Raw genomic sequence first — 14,712 nt, 5'->3', positions numbered from 1 at the left:
GATGTCTGCCCTAGCTACCGCCGCCCGCGCGGCCGCCAATGAAATCCCGCCGGCCCCGCGCCAGCGCTCCGGGCTGTCGCCGCACCTGCAGCGCCTGGAGGACGAGGCGATCCACATCCTGCGCGAGGTCGTGGCCGAGTTCCGCAAGCCGGTGATGCTCTACTCGGTCGGCAAGGATTCGAGCGTGATGCTCCACCTCGCCCGCAAGGCGTTCTTTCCGGCGCCGCCGCCCTTCCCGTTCCTGCACATCGCCAGCGGTTGGGACTTCCGAGCCCTGATCGATCATCGCGACCGCATGGCGCGCGAATACGGGCTCGACCTGCTGGTCCATGGCAACGAGGAAGCCACGCGCGCCGGCATCAACCCGTTCGAAACCGAGACCGGCGAGTATTCGCGCCTGATGCTGACCGAGGCGCTGAAGACGGCCCTCGACCATCACGGCTTCGACGCCGCGCTGGGCGGCGGCCGGCGCGACGAGGAGAAGGCGCGCGCCAAGGAGCGCATCTTCTCCCATCGCAGCGCCGGCCATGTCTGGGATCCGCGCAACCAGCGGCCGGAGCTGTGGCGCCTGTTCAACGCCCGCCTCAGGCCCGGCGACACCATGCGCGTCTTCCCGCTGTCCAACTGGACCGAACTCGACGTCTGGAACTACATCCAGGCCGAAGCGATCCCGATCGTGCCGCTCTATCTCGCCGCCGAACGCTGGGTGGTCGAGCGCGACGGCGCGATGATCGCCGTCGACGACGACCGCATGCGCTTCCTGCCCGGCGAGAAGACGGTCAAGCGCCGCATCCGCTTCCGGACGCTCGGCTGCTGGCCGCTCACCGGCGCGATCGACTCCAAGGCCGACGACGTGGCGAGCGTGATCGCCGAGCTGCTCGACTCGCGCTCCTCGGAGCGCCAGGGCCGGCTGGTCGACGCGGCGTTGCAGGCTTCCATGGAACGCAAGAAGAGAGAGGGATATTTCTGATGCCCGACGCTCTGACGCCACCCGCAAACGACGCCCTGCCGCTTGCATCGCGCAGCGAGCTGCGCTTCCTCGCCTGCGGCTCGGTCGACGACGGCAAGTCGACGCTGATCGGCCGGCTGATCAACGACGCGACCGGCCTGTTCGAGGACCAGATCAAGGTGCTGCAGGATGATTCGCGCCGCTTCGGTACGCTTGGTGGCGAGGGTGCCGACGAGGGCGGCATCGACTTCGCCCTGCTGCTCGACGGGTTGGAGGCCGAGCGCGAGCAGGGCATCACCATCGACGTCGCCTATCGTTTCTTCTCGACGGCGCGCCGCGCCTTCGTGGTCGCCGACACGCCGGGCCATCAGCAATACACCCGCAACATGGCGACCGGCGCCTCCAACGCCGAGCTCGCCGTGCTGCTGGTCGATGCGCGCAAGGGGCTGCTCGAGCAGACGCGCCGGCATGCCGCGATCGTGGCGCTGCTGGGCATCCGTCACATCGTGCTGGCGGTGAACAAGATCGACCTCGTGGATTTCTCCGAGGCGCGCTTCCGCGAGATCGCGACGGCCTTCGACACTTTCGCCAGGCCGCTCGACTACCATTCGGCGGTCGCCATCCCGGTGTCGGCGCGGCTCGGCGACAATGTCGTGGGCCGCAGCGAGCGCATGCCGTGGTACGCGGGCTCGACCCTGCTCGGCCATCTCGAGACCGTCGAGACCGATCCGGCGGCCGAGGCGGCGCCGCTGCGCTTCCCGGTGCAGTGGGTCAATCGGCCGACCGCCGACTTCCGCGGCTTCACCGGCACGGTGGCGAGCGGCAGGGTCGCGGTCGGCGACACCGTCGTGGTCGCGGGCTCCGGCCGCGTCACCGAGGTGGCGCGCATCGTGAGCTACGACGGCGACCTGCCGGTCGCACCCGCCGGCCGCTCGGTCACGCTGACCCTGAAGGACGAGACCGATGTCGGTCGCGGCGACCTGCTGGCCGATCCGCGCCACCGGCCGGTGGTGACGCGGCGGCTGGCCGCCGACCTCGTCTGGATGGACGACACGACCGCCCATCCCGGCCAGCGCTTCCTGCTCAAGATCGGCACCGCGACCGTGCCAGCGACGCTGGCGCGCATCGCCGACCGGCTCGACATCGATTCGCTGCAGCGCGGCCCGTCGGCCGACCTGGCGCTGAACGCGATCGGGCGCGTCGAGCTCGAGGCGGCGGCGCCGGTCGCCTTCGATCCTTATGCCGAGAACCGCGGCACCGGCGCCTTCATCCTGATCGACCGGGCGACCTTGCGCACGGTAGCCGCGGGCATGGCGGTCGAAAGCCTCGACGCCGCCCGCGACGTGCATCGCCACGCCGAGACGGTGACGCCCGCGCTGCGGGCCGAGCTCAAGGCGCAGCGGTCGCTGGTGGTGTGGCTGACCGGCCTGCCGGGTTCCGGCAAGTCGACCGTCGCCAACCTGGTCGAGCGCAAGCTGGCGGCACTCGGCCGCCAGACCATGCTGCTCGACGGCGACAACCTGCGGCAGGGTCTCAACGCCGACCTCGATTTTACGCCAGCGGGGCGCGCCGAGAACGTGCGCCGCGTCGGCGAGGTCGCCAAGCTGATGGCCGATGCCGGCCTGATCGTGATCGTGGCGCTGGTCTCGCCCTTCCAGGCCGACCGGACGAGCGCCGCGGCGCTGCTGCCCGAAGGACGCTTCCTGGAGATCCATGTCGATGCGCCGGTCGCGGTGTGCCGCGAGCGCGATCCCAAGGGCCTCTATGCCCGCGCCGACCAGGGCAAGGTCGCCGACCTCACCGGCCGCGACCAGCCTTACGAGCCGCCCCAGGACCCGGCGCTGGTGCTGCACACGGCGGACGAGACCGCCGAGGACAGCGCCGAGCGCGTCGCGACGCTGGTGCTGGCGCGGATGTAGAGGGTGCTGACCGGCAGTCACCCTAGTCTAGCGCATGGCGATGAGTGCGCTGATGCCCATGCTGACGCCCGAGCCAATCAGCAGCGCGCAGATCAGTGCCTTGAGGAGCTCGGGTGACAGAGGCGATGCGTGCCGCGCCGCATAAGATGTCACGAAGAACACGACAGGCAGGGCTTCCAGCGCCAACTGCAGGGACAGCAGCGAGAACTGACCGGACGGCAGGACGATGAGCAGACGCAACACCGTGCCGAGCCCGAAGATCACCATGAGCGACTGCTGGATCCACGCGAGTGGCATGGGCTGTCGGTACAGCAGATAGACCAAAGGCGGCCCGGACGCCGAGAACATGCCGGCCATGAGGCCGGCGATGCCGCCCGTGAGCGCATACACCATGGGAGACGAAATCGACGGCAGCGGTCGAACCGCCCGCCACAGCGACAGCGCGCACGCGACGATGCTCACGCCGAGAACGAGACGCAGGACCTCGTATGCCGTTCCGGCAAGCCACATGAGCAGAAGAGCGCCCACCACGATGCCCACCGCACTGGTGACGAGGATCGGCACGATCACCGGTTCGATGCGCAGCGCTCGGCGACGATAGAGAAAGGTCCAGGCGGTGCAGAACCCGAGGATCGTCGTGGCGTTCACGGCGTCCGGCAGCGGCACCAGATTGGTGGCGCCGATCAAACCGAGAAGAATCAGGGCCAGCGCGAACCCGGTGATCGCCTGCGCATAGACGGCTCCGGCGACGAAAACGAGAAAGGTCACATGGGTCCATAGTGGCCCACCCGCCAACAGCCCCACCGGCTATCCTTCCTTTGCGGCCTCGACCATATCTCCTTCGAGCTTGTGGATAGGCGTGTTTGCGCGAGCCTCATTCCGGGCAATGGAACCCGATTTTCGCTCCCGATTCCTTAAGGAACGCGAGCGTCCATTGCCCAGAATAGGAGTCTGGCGCGTGTTGCTGCAGGGTGGGCGCCCATGACGAATGCCCGCCTTGTATTCAAGTCGCCGCACGCCGAAGGCACTGAGCCCATCGGCAGGGGGTGGCATAGGAAAGGGTGGGGGTGTCCGGGGGATTCTGAGACTGAGAGGCCTCCGATGCCGATGCCATCGGCATTTACCCCGTTCCACGTCGGGAGACGGTTTGGGACGGGGCTCGCAAACCTTGCTCAAGCGTCACTCGACGGTGACGGACTTGGCGAGGTTGCGCGGCTGGTCGATGTCGGTGCCGCGCTGCAGCGCCACGTGATAGGCGAGCAACTGCAGCGGGATGTTGAGCAGCAGCGGATCGAGCTCGGGCTCGAGCGCCGGCACCTCGAACGCGGCGTCGACGGCCGGCGGCTCGCCCGGATGGGTGATGGCGATCACCGGACCTCCCCGGGCCTTGATCTCCTCCACGGTCGAGAGGTTCTTGGCATAGAGGTCGTCGCGCGGCAGCACGATCACGGTCGGAATCTTCGGCTCGATCAGCGCCAGCGGTCCGTGCTTCAGCTCCGAGGCGGGATAAGCCTCGGCATGGAGATAGCTGATCTCCTTGAGCTTGAGCGCGCCCTCGGACGCGACCGCATGACCGGCGGCGCGGCCGACATAGAACGCGTGCTCGACGCCCGCGAAGCGTCCGGCGAGCCTTGCGATCTCGGGCTCGCGCTCGAGGATGGCGGCGATGTGGTCGGGCAGCGCCTGCAGCGCCGCGATCAGGCGAGCGCCGTTGGCGACCGAGAGATCGCGCAGCCGGCCGAGATGGATGGCGAGCAGCGCCAGCGCCACGGCGGTGCAGGTGAAGGTCTTGGTCGACACGACGGCGACTTCCGGCCCGGCATGGAGATAGATGCCGCGGCCGCATTCGCGGGCGATCGTGCTGCCGACCACGTTGACCACGCCCATGATGCGGCCGCCCTTGCGCTTGATCTCCTGCACCGCGGCGAGCGTGTCGAAGGTCTCGCCCGACTGGCTGACGGCAATGTAGAGCGTGTCGCGCTCGATCACGGCGTTGCGGTAGCGGAACTCCGACGCCGGCTCGGCATCAGCCGGCAGTCGCGCCAGTTGCTCGATCAGATGCGCGCCGATGCGCCCCGACAGGTAGGCGGCACCACAGCCCAGGATCTTCACCCGCCTTATGTCGAGCAGGTCGCGCGCCTCGAGCTCGATGCCGCCGAGGTGGGTGGTCGAGAAGCGCACGTCGAGGCGGCCGCTCAGGGTGCGCCGCACGGCATCGGCCTGCTCGCCGATCTCCTTGCGCATGAAGTGGGTGAACTGGCCCTTGTCGAAGGCCTCGTCCTTCCACGGGATGGTCGACGGCGTCTTGATCGTCGCGGCGCCGTCGAGCGTGCGGGTCTCGTAGCCGTCGGCACGGATCGCGGCGATCTCGCCGTCGTCGAGATGGACGACGCTCGCCGTGTGGCGCACCAGCGCCGCCGGATCGGAGGCGAAGAACATCTCCTTGTCGCCGATGCCCAGCACGATCGGGCTGCCGTTGCGCGCCACCACCAGCGTGTCGGGCCGCTCGGCGTCGATCACCGCCACGCCATAGGCACCGACCACGCGGCGCAGCGCCTCGGCGACCACGGTCTCGAGCGGCGAGCCGTCGTCGAGCAGCGCGATCAGATGGGCCAGCACCTCGGTGTCGGTGTCCGACGTGAAGACGACGCCGCGCCCGGCGAGCTGCGCCTTGAGCGCCGCGGCATTCTCGACGATGCCGTTGTGCACGACGGCGTAGCGGCCCGAGGCGTCGCTGTGCGGATGGGCGTTGCGGTCGGAGGGCTCGCCGTGGGTCGCCCAGCGGGTATGGGCGATGCCTTGCACGCCGCGGAACTTCTGCGGCTCCAGGGCGTCGAGCTCGCGCACCCGGCCCTTGCGCTTGGCCACCCGCAGCTTGCCCTTGTTGCCGACGGCGATGCCAGCCGAGTCGTAGCCGCGATATTCCAGCCGATGCAGGCCTTCGAGCAGGATGGGCGCCGCCTGGCGCTTGCCGATGTAACCGACGATGCCGCACATGGGAGAGGTCCTAGCCGTAGACGATGCGGCGCAGTTGCCGCCGTGTGTAGGCCGGCGCCGCGAAGCGCCGGCGGGCGAGCTCCTGCTCCAGCCGCGCGAAGATCGCCTCGTTCGCCAGGCCCTGGCGCTGAAGCTCCAGGTGCCGTCGGCGAACGAAGGGCTCCGGCTGCTCGCCCAGGAACGACAGCACCTCGTCGATCACCCGTTCGGCCTCGCGGCGCTCCAGGCGGCTGGTTCGCGCCAGATAGTCCACGAGGTCTTCCAAGTCGTTCGGCTCGGCGTTGCTCACGCCACACTCCACGAAAAAGGGCCGGAAAGGAACGATTTTGCCCGAAGTCGGGCAGAAACGCCAAGATTGAGCGGTCCGCCCCAGAACGTCTATACGTGCCCGCCATGACGGTCACACAAGCGGTTTGCCTGGTCGGCGGGCGGGGGACGCGGCTGGGGGCACTGACGGACAGCACGCCCAAACCCCTGCTGGAGGTCGGCGGCAGGCCCTTCCTGGACTATCTGGTGCACGAGGCCCGCCGGTTCGGCCTCAGCCGCCTGACCCTGCTGAGCGGCTACCAGTCGGGCGAGATCGAGCGGCGCTACCATGGCCAGCGCTTCGGCCAGCTCGCGGTCGAGGTGGTGCCCGAGCCGGAGCCTGCCGGCACCGCCGGCGCCCTGGCCAACGCAGGCAGCCGGCTGGACGACGCCTTCTTCCTGCTGAACGGCGATTCGTATTTCGACTTCAACTGGCTGTCGCTCGTCACCGCAACCGGCGACTGGACGATGCACACCGCCCTCGCGAGCGGCATCGAGGGCAGCCGCTACGGCCGCGTCCAGCTCGAGGGCGGCAAGGTGCGGGGCTTCCAGGAGAAGGGCGCCAGCGACGCGCCGATCAACGCCGGCATCTACCTGGTGAAGCGCCAGGTGCTGGACCTCATCACGGCGGTCCCCTGCTCGCTCGAGCGCGAGATCCTGCCGGGGCTCGCCGAGCGCGGCCAGCTGCTGGGCACGGCGGCGCGCGGCTCGTTCATCGACATCGGCATCCCGAGCGACTTCGCACGCGCGCAGACGCTGCTGCCCTCCTTCATGCACCGGCCGGCGGCGTTCCTCGACCGCGACGGCATCCTCAACCGCGACGACGGCTACGTGCACAAGGCCGAGGACATCGTCTGGATCGACGGTGCGATCGAAACCGTGCGCTGGCTGAACGAACGGGGCTTCTACGTCTTCGTCATCACCAACCAGGGTGGCGTGGCGCACGGCTACTACGAGGAACAGCACGTCCACGACCTGCACGACTGGATGCAGCAGGAGATGCAGCGCCACGGCGCCCACATCGATGCCTTCGAGCATTGCCCCTATCACCCCGAGGGCAAGGTCGAACGCTATGCGAGGGAATCGGAGTTCCGCAAGCCGCGGCCCGGCATGATCCTGAAGCTGCAGAGGGAATGGACGACCGACCCGTCGCGCTCGTTCGTGGTCGGCGACCGCGACACCGACGTCGAGGCGGCGATCGCCGCCGGCGTCGCGGGCTTCAAGTTCCCCGGTGGAAATCTCCTGGATTTCCTCGAGCAGCGAATCCCATTACGGGCAATGGCTCCGTCATGAAGCTTCGTTCCGCAGGCGCGTCAGCGGCGCTCCCCGCGCACCTCGAGGCGGTCGCGGATAACGTCCAGAGGCTCGCGCCGGTCGAACCAGGGCGCGATCGCGCTGCGCAGCCGCGAGGCGACCTCCCGGCTGCGGCCGTCGAAGCCGAGCCGCGGCGCGCATGCCGCTTCTCCGGGCAGCAACAGCGATTCGCAGGGACAGCCTTCGGCATCGATCACGTCGTGGCTTTCGAGCTCGATATGGAACAGCTCCAGCACGTCGATACCTGCGGTGTCGTGCGGCACGATCGTCGTGCCATTGACGAGATCGGCAGCGGCGATCAGGCGGCCGTCGATCAGCAGCGCGTGCGCGGCGGTCAGGACGAGAGGGGCTGCGGGGACATCATCGGCGAGGGCCGAAGACGCGAGGCGGATCGGTTGCGCATGCACCGGCCACGGAATCGCGCCGGGCGCGCGGTCGAGCAGTGTGCGCCTCACGCGGCGGATCGGACGCAGCCCGCCGAAGACGGACGGCAGCAGCTCACCCGGCGCGAGATCCTCGATGCGGCGATAGCCCGTCGCCGCGAGGATCCGGGTGCCGCGCAGGAAGCAGGGCACCCCGCGTGGAGGGACAGGCGTCTGGGACACTTCCCAGGGATTGACCGGCATGTCGTCGGGAGGCTCCGCGCAGCAGCAACAACAGTCGTCGCGATCGTCGGTCCGCGCCGGTGTCGGCCCGTAACGCGAGCGGCCGTCGCGGAACGGATCATCGGTCCGCCGTCCAGCCGGATCGATCGGCGTGCAATCGCACGGCGGCGAAGCGAATCGCGCCTCGTTGTCCCTGTCGGTTTCCAGGTCGCGGACGTTGATGTCCGGAACGGGCTCGGGGTCGCGGGGTTCGGTCCGCCGATATCGATTGCAGCAGGTGCAGCGGGTCCGGTCGCGGGGTTCGGTCCGCCGATATCGATTGCAGCAGGTGCAGCGGGTCCGGTCGCGATCCCTCGCCGCCTCGTTCGGGGGCTGGGCCAGGGCGCGCGCCGTCAAGCCCGTGCGATCGAGCAGCGCGGCGACAGCGAGCGCCGCCGCCTTGGCGACATGGCGCCGAGTCCTGAACAGCTCCGACATTTGCCGGCAATTCTACACGCGCAGCGCGCCCGGCGTCTGCCGCTTCGCGCCGGCAAGCTGCAAGCTAGGCAACGACAGGCCGGTGCGCCATGATGCAGCGTGCTTCCCTACCTGTTTCTGATCGATGTGGCGATAGTGCTGCTGGCGCTCGCCGCCCTGCTCGCCGCCGTCCGGCAGCACCACCGCGTCGTCAAGCATTGGCACATGTTGCTGCCTGGCCTGCTGTCGCTGGGCGCCTCGATCGCGCTGGTCGGCTATCCGCGATGGTCCAACGTGCTGGAGCTGCAGCGCTTGACCCTTGCCGTGGCGGCGCTTCTGGTGGGTGCCTTGCGCGGCCGCGCCATGAGGCTCGCGTCGGATCGCGTCAACAAGGCGGCGGCCCTGCGCAATGCCGTCGACGGCATCGTCGTCGCCGCCGTGCAACTGGGCCTGGCGGTCGTCAACCTGGCGCTCGACATCATGGCCGGAGGGTTGAACGCTCTCACCCCAACGTTCGAGCTGATCCTGATCACCGCGGCGGCCTATCTGCTCGGCCGCTCGGTGACGCTGTGGATACACGTCCGCACCAGTGCCGACGTCGAGCTCCTGCCCAGGTAGCCTCACCTCGGTCGACTGACAATGCGCATCGCCACAAATCTCTCCGAACTGGACCGCCTGGGGACCTATCGTCTTCACCCGGACAACGACGATGCCCGGTTCCTGCAGCAGGCGATCCAGCGACTGCTGCCGGACGCCGAGTTCGCCGGCTACGTCAACGAGCTGTCCGGTGACCTCGATACCGTCATCACGGTCGACAGCAGATGGCGCCAGGCGCTGGCCGGCGGCGCGATGCCGAAGGACCTGGTGGTCTTTCCCGCCATCGACGTGGTCGGTTGGGAATTCTGGCATTTCGGGCGGCAGATCATCGATCGCTGTATTGCGGGCAAGCCGGCAATCCTGCCGATGTCGGCCTTCGTCGACTTCCTCGCCCGTTGGGAACCGCCGACCGTCAAGAAGAACGGCGACGACCACTACACCCTGCTCGCGGGAGACGAGTACTACACCAAGGACGTGGCGCAGCGTCAGGTCTTCAAGAGCGCTGCCGAGTTCGTGCGGAGCCAGCTCGACAACGAAGAGAGCCGGCGCGCCTACGAGACGGCATTCCAGGGCAGCCCGATGGATGTCTGGACGCACTATGTCGGCTCGGTGTTCTCGAAGACCCAGTACGGCCAGTACATCGACGTGCAGCCGGGACATTGCGTGCTGAGCATCGGCATCGACGAGGGCATGGAGCTGCCCTGGCTGTGCGCGCGCCTGCAGGGCGAGGGGCAGATCCACGCCATCGATCCCTTCGGCATGGATTTCCTCAGCCGTTACGTGTGGCAGACCGTCAAGTGCTTCCCCGGCCTGATCCACGAGCAGCGCCTGGCGATCGGCGGCTACAACGGCGAAGCGAAGCTGCCGTACTGGAGCACCATGGCGTCCGGCAGCCTGCTCAACAAGGAATTCGAGGGCACCAATCACGTCACCGTTCCATGCCTCACGGTCGACGAGTTCGTCCGCAGGAAGGAGCTGTCGCGGGTCGACCTGATCAAGATCGACATCGAGGGTGGCGAGGAGTTCATGATCGAGGGCATGTACGAGACCATCAGGACGCACCGGCCGCAGATCGCGATCGCGATCTACCACACCTACCATCATCTCTGGTCGTTGCCGCTGCGCCTGATGGCCTTGTGTCCGGACTACCGCTTCTATCTCGACCACTACGGTTTCAAGAAATGGGACACCGTGTTCTACGCGGTGCCGGCCGAGAGGGTGCAGGCCCATTACCAGGCGCCGCCACAGCCCTTGCTCGTGCTGAAGTAGACATGCGGGGACCGAGCGATCGGGCTGCGGCTCCGGCCCTGGACCTGTCACGGCTGAAAAAGGCGACGGCAAGCCTCGGCTACCAGCCGCCGGCAGGCGTCGGCGCGGGACGGCAACTGCAGCGGATCAACCGCGACCTCGGCGAGCGGCTCGCCCGCGGCCCGGCAAGGGAACGGGCGGCGGTCGCGCAAGCCCTGGCCGAAGCGGATGCAGCACTTCCCGCCGACATACGCACGCCTCACGGCGGCGTGCAGGCGGCCGATGTCGAGCGCCTGCGGCAGACGGGCTGCCTGGACCTAGGGTCACTGCTGAGCGGCGGCCAGGCCGGCGACATTCAACGGCATCTGGCGGCCAAGCCTCTGCTCGTCGGCCGTGCGCCCGATCGTTCGGAGGGACAGGCGGCCTCTCTCGAGGCCGTGCCGTCCGACAGGCACTACGCCTGCCATGGCCATCTCGATCTGTGGTCGAGCCCGCACCTCCTGGAGGTGGCGAGCCAGGACAAGGTTCTCGATCTGGTGCAGGGATATCTCGGCTGCACGCCCACGCTCTATGCGCTCAATGCCTTCTGGGCCCTGCCCGACCGGCCAGCGGATCCGCAGCGGCAGTCGTTCCACCGCGATCTCGAGGATTTTCGATCGCTCGCGCTCTTCACCCTGCTGACGCCCGTCGAGGCGCCGGAAGAAGGCGGGCACTACTACGTCGAGGGATCGCACGATGCTGCGATCCTCGAGGCGGCGCTTCGGGCGGACGGTGCCGACACCAAGATCGACTACCTGATCTCGAGCTTCTTCATTCCATCGCTGGCGATGCGCCTGTTCCACCGCACCGCCCGGCATTTCCACGGCCAGGCCGGCGCCACGCTGTGCGCCGATCCATACGGCCTTCATCGGTCGGTGGCGCCGCGACAGCGTCCTCAGCTTCTCCTGGAGATCCGATTCGGGACGTTCTTCAACGAGCGGCTGTTCGACATGAAGATCGCTGTCGGCGCGCGGCACGGCCTGCTGCAGCGGGCCCTGGCGCCCTTGTTCGGCAACGGCCCCTCCTCCGGCCGCGAGCAGGCGCGGCAAATCCTGCAGCGCCTCCCGGCGACGCCGCGCCATCGCTACGTCTTCCGCCACATGGTCCGCGCGCTTTCGGCGGCGTAGTCGCCGCGCGGCGGTGCGTCAGGGCCGTGACCGCAGGACGGCGGCGCGCTGCTCCTGGTCCAGGCGCTTCCTGACGTCGTCGGAGATCGCGCGGTATTTCGGGTAGTTCAGCACGACCGGTTCGCCGGAACCGAGCTCTACCTCCGGTGTGAGGGCGTCGATCACCGAGTCGAGGTCGAAATCGACGTCGATCCATCCCTGCTGGCGGACATCCTGCAGCAGCTCGATGGCGCAGTCGCCGTAGTCGAACGAGTCGAGGAGCGCGCAGAGCCGGAGCAGGCTCGGCGAATCCCAGGCGATCGAGGATCGGCCGGCGATCCTGTCCGAGATCGGGTCGCGGAAATAGAGCGCATCGCCGGTCAACGCCTGGCCGTAGCGCGCGCGATCCGGCCGAACGTTCTTGAGGTTGCCCAGCCAATTGCGCGAGTCGGCGACCAGCCGGCCGACCGGCAGGCTGCACCGCATGTAGGCCTGATAGTTGTGCAGCTCCAGATCGAAGAGATAGAAGCCGTTGGCCCGCAGGAAGATGTCCAGCTCGGCAAAGGACGGCTGGCCGCGCAGGATCGGGTCCCACCAGAATTCGGTCTTGATGCCCAGGACACGCTTGCCCGCGAGCATCGACGTGCCTCCGCCCAGCACTTCCAGCTCGGAGCCTTCGACATCGATCTTGATGAAGTCGATGTGGTCGTCGTTCAAGGTACCGGCGAACCGGTCGAGGGTCGTCGTCTCCACCTCGAGCTCCTCGACGGTGACCATGTTGTCCCGGCACGGCAGGCGGTCGAAGTACTGCATATTGGGCTTGTGCAGCCCCGAGGAGAACGGCCATGCCGCCTTGTGGAAGGTTCGACGGCCGTCCTGGCCGGCCACGATGGTCGCGTGATGCTCGTACTGGATGGCGTTCACATCGCCGGGCTTGCACTCCTCCGCCGTCGAGTCGTCGAAGCCGATGACCTTGAGCTGTCCGGCGAGCGGCTGCAGATAGGCCTCGCCGCCGCTGCGCGCCCCGATGTCCATGACGACGAACAGGCCGGCGGGCCGGCCCTTCATGTCGCGCAGTGCGGCGGGGAGCCTGGGACGCGGATTAAGACGGGCGAGTGTCACTGAGGCTCAGTAATGGCCGGCGAGTTCGGGGGTGATCTCCTTCGCGGTCGGCGAATGGAGATAGGCGCCCTTCTTGTTGCCCCACCAGACGATCTCGCGGCACCACTTCTGGAAGTCGTCGTAGGGCTTGGCGGTGCGGTCGATCTCGACCAGCATCGGCTGTGTGCGCAGCAACGCCTGCTCGCCGGTGCGGACCTTGTGCCAGTAGTCGAGGATGTCGTAGCGCAGCTTCACCGCGAGGTTGGTCTTGGCGAACGGCTGGTGGACCAGCGCGTGGTTGAGCTTGATCGCATCCTCGATCACGTCCATCGGCAGGCCGGCATGCCGGGCCGTCACCGTCTCGGCCAGGAGCTTGCCGGCCTCGGCATAGAAGGCGTCGAACTTCCCGTCGGCCGTGAGCTTCACGAAGATGAACTCGTCGGCCGGCCAGTAGATGTTCAGGTACTCCCTGGAGAAGACGTACTCCGAGCCGCCCCGCTGTATCGACCTGGCCTCGCTCTCGAAGAAGGCGTTGATCTCGGCGATCAGCGGATAGCGCTCGGCATCCGCGTGCATGAAGGCCTCGATCATGTCGCGGTAGGTGATGCCCGAGATGCCGTGCGCCAGGATCAGCGGAATCTGGAACAGCTTGTCGAAGTGCAGCAGCGCCGTCATCCAACAGAAGATGCGGGTGCGGCGCCAGTCGGCCAACGGCGTCGACGCCGTGGCGATGACGAGGTCCTGAACCTCCGGCACGTCGTCGTCGAGCTCGACCCGCTCGCCGTGGATGTTGATGATCTTCGATTCGACCGTGACCATGCCGTACTTCTTCTGATAGGCGGGGTCGCCCATCTCGGCATTCGGCAGGATCGACAGATTGTTGAACTGGATGCGGTTGTGCTGGCCGTTCTCCATCAGCTGGTCGACGCCGCGCACGAACGATTCGTAGGTCTCGCCGGGCAGGCCGAGGATCAGGTCGGAGTAGGTCTCGACCTTGTCCTTGGTGAAGCGGCGCTGCAGCTCCATGTAGGTGCCGAGCGAGATGTTGTCGCGCTTGATCGCCTCGAGCGTCGGCATGTCGACGCTCTGCATCGACAGCGCCACGCCCTTGTTGAGGCCGGCGTCGGACAGGATTTTCTGCGTGAGGTAGGCGCGCTCGGTGGCGTTCTTGGTGTTCTGCACCGACAGCGCCACCGGGTAGCCGGTCGTCTTCTTGACGTCGGCCACGTAGTTGGCGATGTCGACGTCGCGCTTCTGGATGCCGAAGTTGGCGTCGCAGCAGAAGATGTACTCGATCTTCTTCTCGGCGAACCAGTCGACCTCGCGGAACAGCCGCTCCTCGCCGAACTTGGTGACCTTGCCCGCGGTGGCCGAGCCCCAGTCGCAGAAGGTGCAGCGGAACGGGCAGCCGCGGTTGGTTTCCCACAAGCCGATCCAGCTCTCGTTGGGATTGGCGGCCATGATCGAATCGAAGACGCCTTCGAGGAACGGCGACGGGATCTCGTCGAGGTCGCGGACGCGATCGATGTTGGGATTGCGCACGAAGCTGCCATCGGCCTTGACCATGCTGACGCCGGCCACGGACTCCCAGGCGTCGCGGTCGGGCCAGGCTTCGAGCAGCTTCAGGAAGGTGCGCTCGCCCTCGTTGTGGACGGCGAGGTCGATCTGCGGGTTGGCGCGCAGGAACGCCTCGGGCTGGTCGGGGACGTGCGGGCCGCCGAAGACGATGACGATGCCGGGCTTCAGCGCCTTCAGGCGGCGCGCGATCTCCAGGGAGATGCGGCCGTTCCACACGTAGGTCGAGAAGCCGACCAGGTCGGCGCCCTTCAGCGCCTCGACGGCATCGGCGATGCGCACGCGCTTGTAGAGCGGCGTCAGGAACTCATACAAGCCGGGATCGGCCGCGAACTTCTGCACGTAGGTCTGCAGCAGCGCGATCGAATAAGGCAGGTAGTTCTGGCCGGAGAAGGAATTGTTGATCTGGACCAGGCCGACCTTCAGGGGCCCGGCGGCGGGGACTGGGCCGGGAGACGCCGATTCAGTCTGGGTAAGGCTCGACATTCCAGGAGGTCTTC

The 14,712-nt window shown here is 67.6% G+C and carries 13 protein-coding genes; 6 read left to right on the top strand and 7 right to left on the bottom strand.

What is annotated here, in order from left to right; genetic code table 11:
- The first annotated feature begins 1 nt into the window (after position 1).
- Both cysD and cysC read left to right on the top strand, forming a co-directional pair.
- Positions 2–970 (top strand): sulfate adenylyltransferase subunit CysD, encoded by a 969-nt coding sequence (gene cysD / locus J0J01_RS20090; RefSeq protein ID WP_296383843.1) that lies wholly within the window; start codon positions 2–4, stop codon positions 968–970.
- Entirely contained in the window at positions 970–2,868 is a 1,899-nt protein-coding gene (cysC, locus tag J0J01_RS20085) for an adenylyl-sulfate kinase (RefSeq protein WP_296383841.1), read from the top strand. Before cysD ends, cysC begins: the two co-directional genes overlap by 1 nt.
- Before the next feature lie 27 nt (positions 2,869–2,895).
- Here the strand turns inward: cysC and J0J01_RS20080 are convergent, their stop codons facing one another.
- The 3 genes from J0J01_RS20080 to J0J01_RS20070 all read right to left on the bottom strand — a co-directional run bounded on the left by J0J01_RS20080 (position 2,896) and on the right by J0J01_RS20070 (position 6,154).
- On the bottom strand, positions 2,896–3,636 hold the full coding sequence (locus J0J01_RS20080) for a TSUP family transporter (protein WP_296383840.1): 741 nt from the start codon (positions 3,634–3,636) through the stop codon (positions 2,896–2,898).
- A gap of 411 nt (positions 3,637–4,047) precedes the next feature.
- Positions 4,048–5,865: a glutamine--fructose-6-phosphate transaminase (isomerizing) gene (gene glmS / locus J0J01_RS20075; RefSeq protein WP_296383838.1), complete on the bottom strand. Its 1,818-nt coding sequence runs from the start codon at positions 5,863–5,865 to the stop codon at positions 4,048–4,050.
- A gap of 10 nt (positions 5,866–5,875) precedes the next feature.
- Entirely contained in the window at positions 5,876–6,154 is a 279-nt protein-coding gene (locus J0J01_RS20070) for a hypothetical protein (RefSeq protein ID WP_296383835.1), read from the bottom strand.
- Positions 6,155–6,258: 104 nt separating this feature from the next.
- Here J0J01_RS20070 and J0J01_RS20065 point away from each other — a divergent pair, with 104 nt between their 5' ends.
- On the top strand, positions 6,259–7,464 hold the full coding sequence (locus J0J01_RS20065) for an HAD-IIIA family hydrolase (RefSeq protein ID WP_296383834.1): 1,206 nt from the start codon (positions 6,259–6,261) through the stop codon (positions 7,462–7,464).
- Between the two features lie 20 nt (positions 7,465–7,484).
- Here the strand turns inward: J0J01_RS20065 and J0J01_RS20060 are convergent, their stop codons facing one another.
- Together J0J01_RS20060 and J0J01_RS20055 are read right to left on the bottom strand one after the other, a co-directional pair.
- Positions 7,485–8,567 (bottom strand): Hint domain-containing protein, encoded by a 1,083-nt coding sequence (locus J0J01_RS20060; protein ID WP_296383832.1) that lies wholly within the window; start codon positions 8,565–8,567, stop codon positions 7,485–7,487.
- A 12-nt stretch (positions 8,568–8,579) separates the two neighbouring features.
- The gene (locus J0J01_RS20055; protein WP_296383830.1) at positions 8,580–8,765 is read right to left on the bottom strand and encodes a hypothetical protein; all 186 of its coding nucleotides are present in this window, start codon (positions 8,763–8,765) and stop codon (positions 8,580–8,582) included.
- Positions 8,766–8,771: 6 nt separating this feature from the next.
- Between J0J01_RS20055 and J0J01_RS20050 the strand changes: the two genes are divergently transcribed.
- From J0J01_RS20050 to J0J01_RS20040, 3 genes are read left to right on the top strand one after another with little or no spacing between them, the layout of a single operon-like run.
- Complete coding sequence (locus tag J0J01_RS20050; RefSeq protein WP_296383829.1) at positions 8,772–9,164, top strand: hypothetical protein; 393 nt, start codon at positions 8,772–8,774, stop codon at positions 9,162–9,164.
- 21 nt (positions 9,165–9,185) lie between these two features.
- A complete protein-coding gene (locus J0J01_RS20045; RefSeq protein WP_296383827.1) occupies positions 9,186–10,412 on the top strand; it encodes an FkbM family methyltransferase in 1,227 nt (408 codons plus the stop codon).
- Positions 10,413–10,414: 2 nt separating this feature from the next.
- Entirely contained in the window at positions 10,415–11,557 is a 1,143-nt protein-coding gene (locus J0J01_RS20040; RefSeq protein ID WP_296383823.1) for a hypothetical protein, read from the top strand.
- A gap of 18 nt (positions 11,558–11,575) precedes the next feature.
- Here the strand turns inward: J0J01_RS20040 and J0J01_RS20035 are convergent, their stop codons facing one another.
- Positions 11,576–12,604, bottom strand: coding sequence for an FkbM family methyltransferase (locus J0J01_RS20035; protein ID WP_296383821.1), 1,029 nt, complete (start codon positions 12,602–12,604; stop codon positions 11,576–11,578).
- A gap of 60 nt (positions 12,605–12,664) precedes the next feature.
- Positions 12,665–14,698 carry a cobalamin-dependent protein gene (locus tag J0J01_RS20030; RefSeq protein ID WP_296383819.1) on the bottom strand — a complete coding sequence of 678 codons (2,034 nt, stop codon included), beginning with the start codon at positions 14,696–14,698 and terminating at the stop codon, positions 12,665–12,667.
- Positions 14,699–14,712 lie beyond the last annotated feature (14 nt).

It is taken from the genome of Reyranella sp., assembly GCF_017305915.1.
Classification (GTDB): domain Bacteria; phylum Pseudomonadota; class Alphaproteobacteria; order Reyranellales; family Reyranellaceae; genus Reyranella.
Note: the sequence above shows the minus strand (reverse complement) of the source record. Positions and strands in the feature narration are given on the sequence as shown.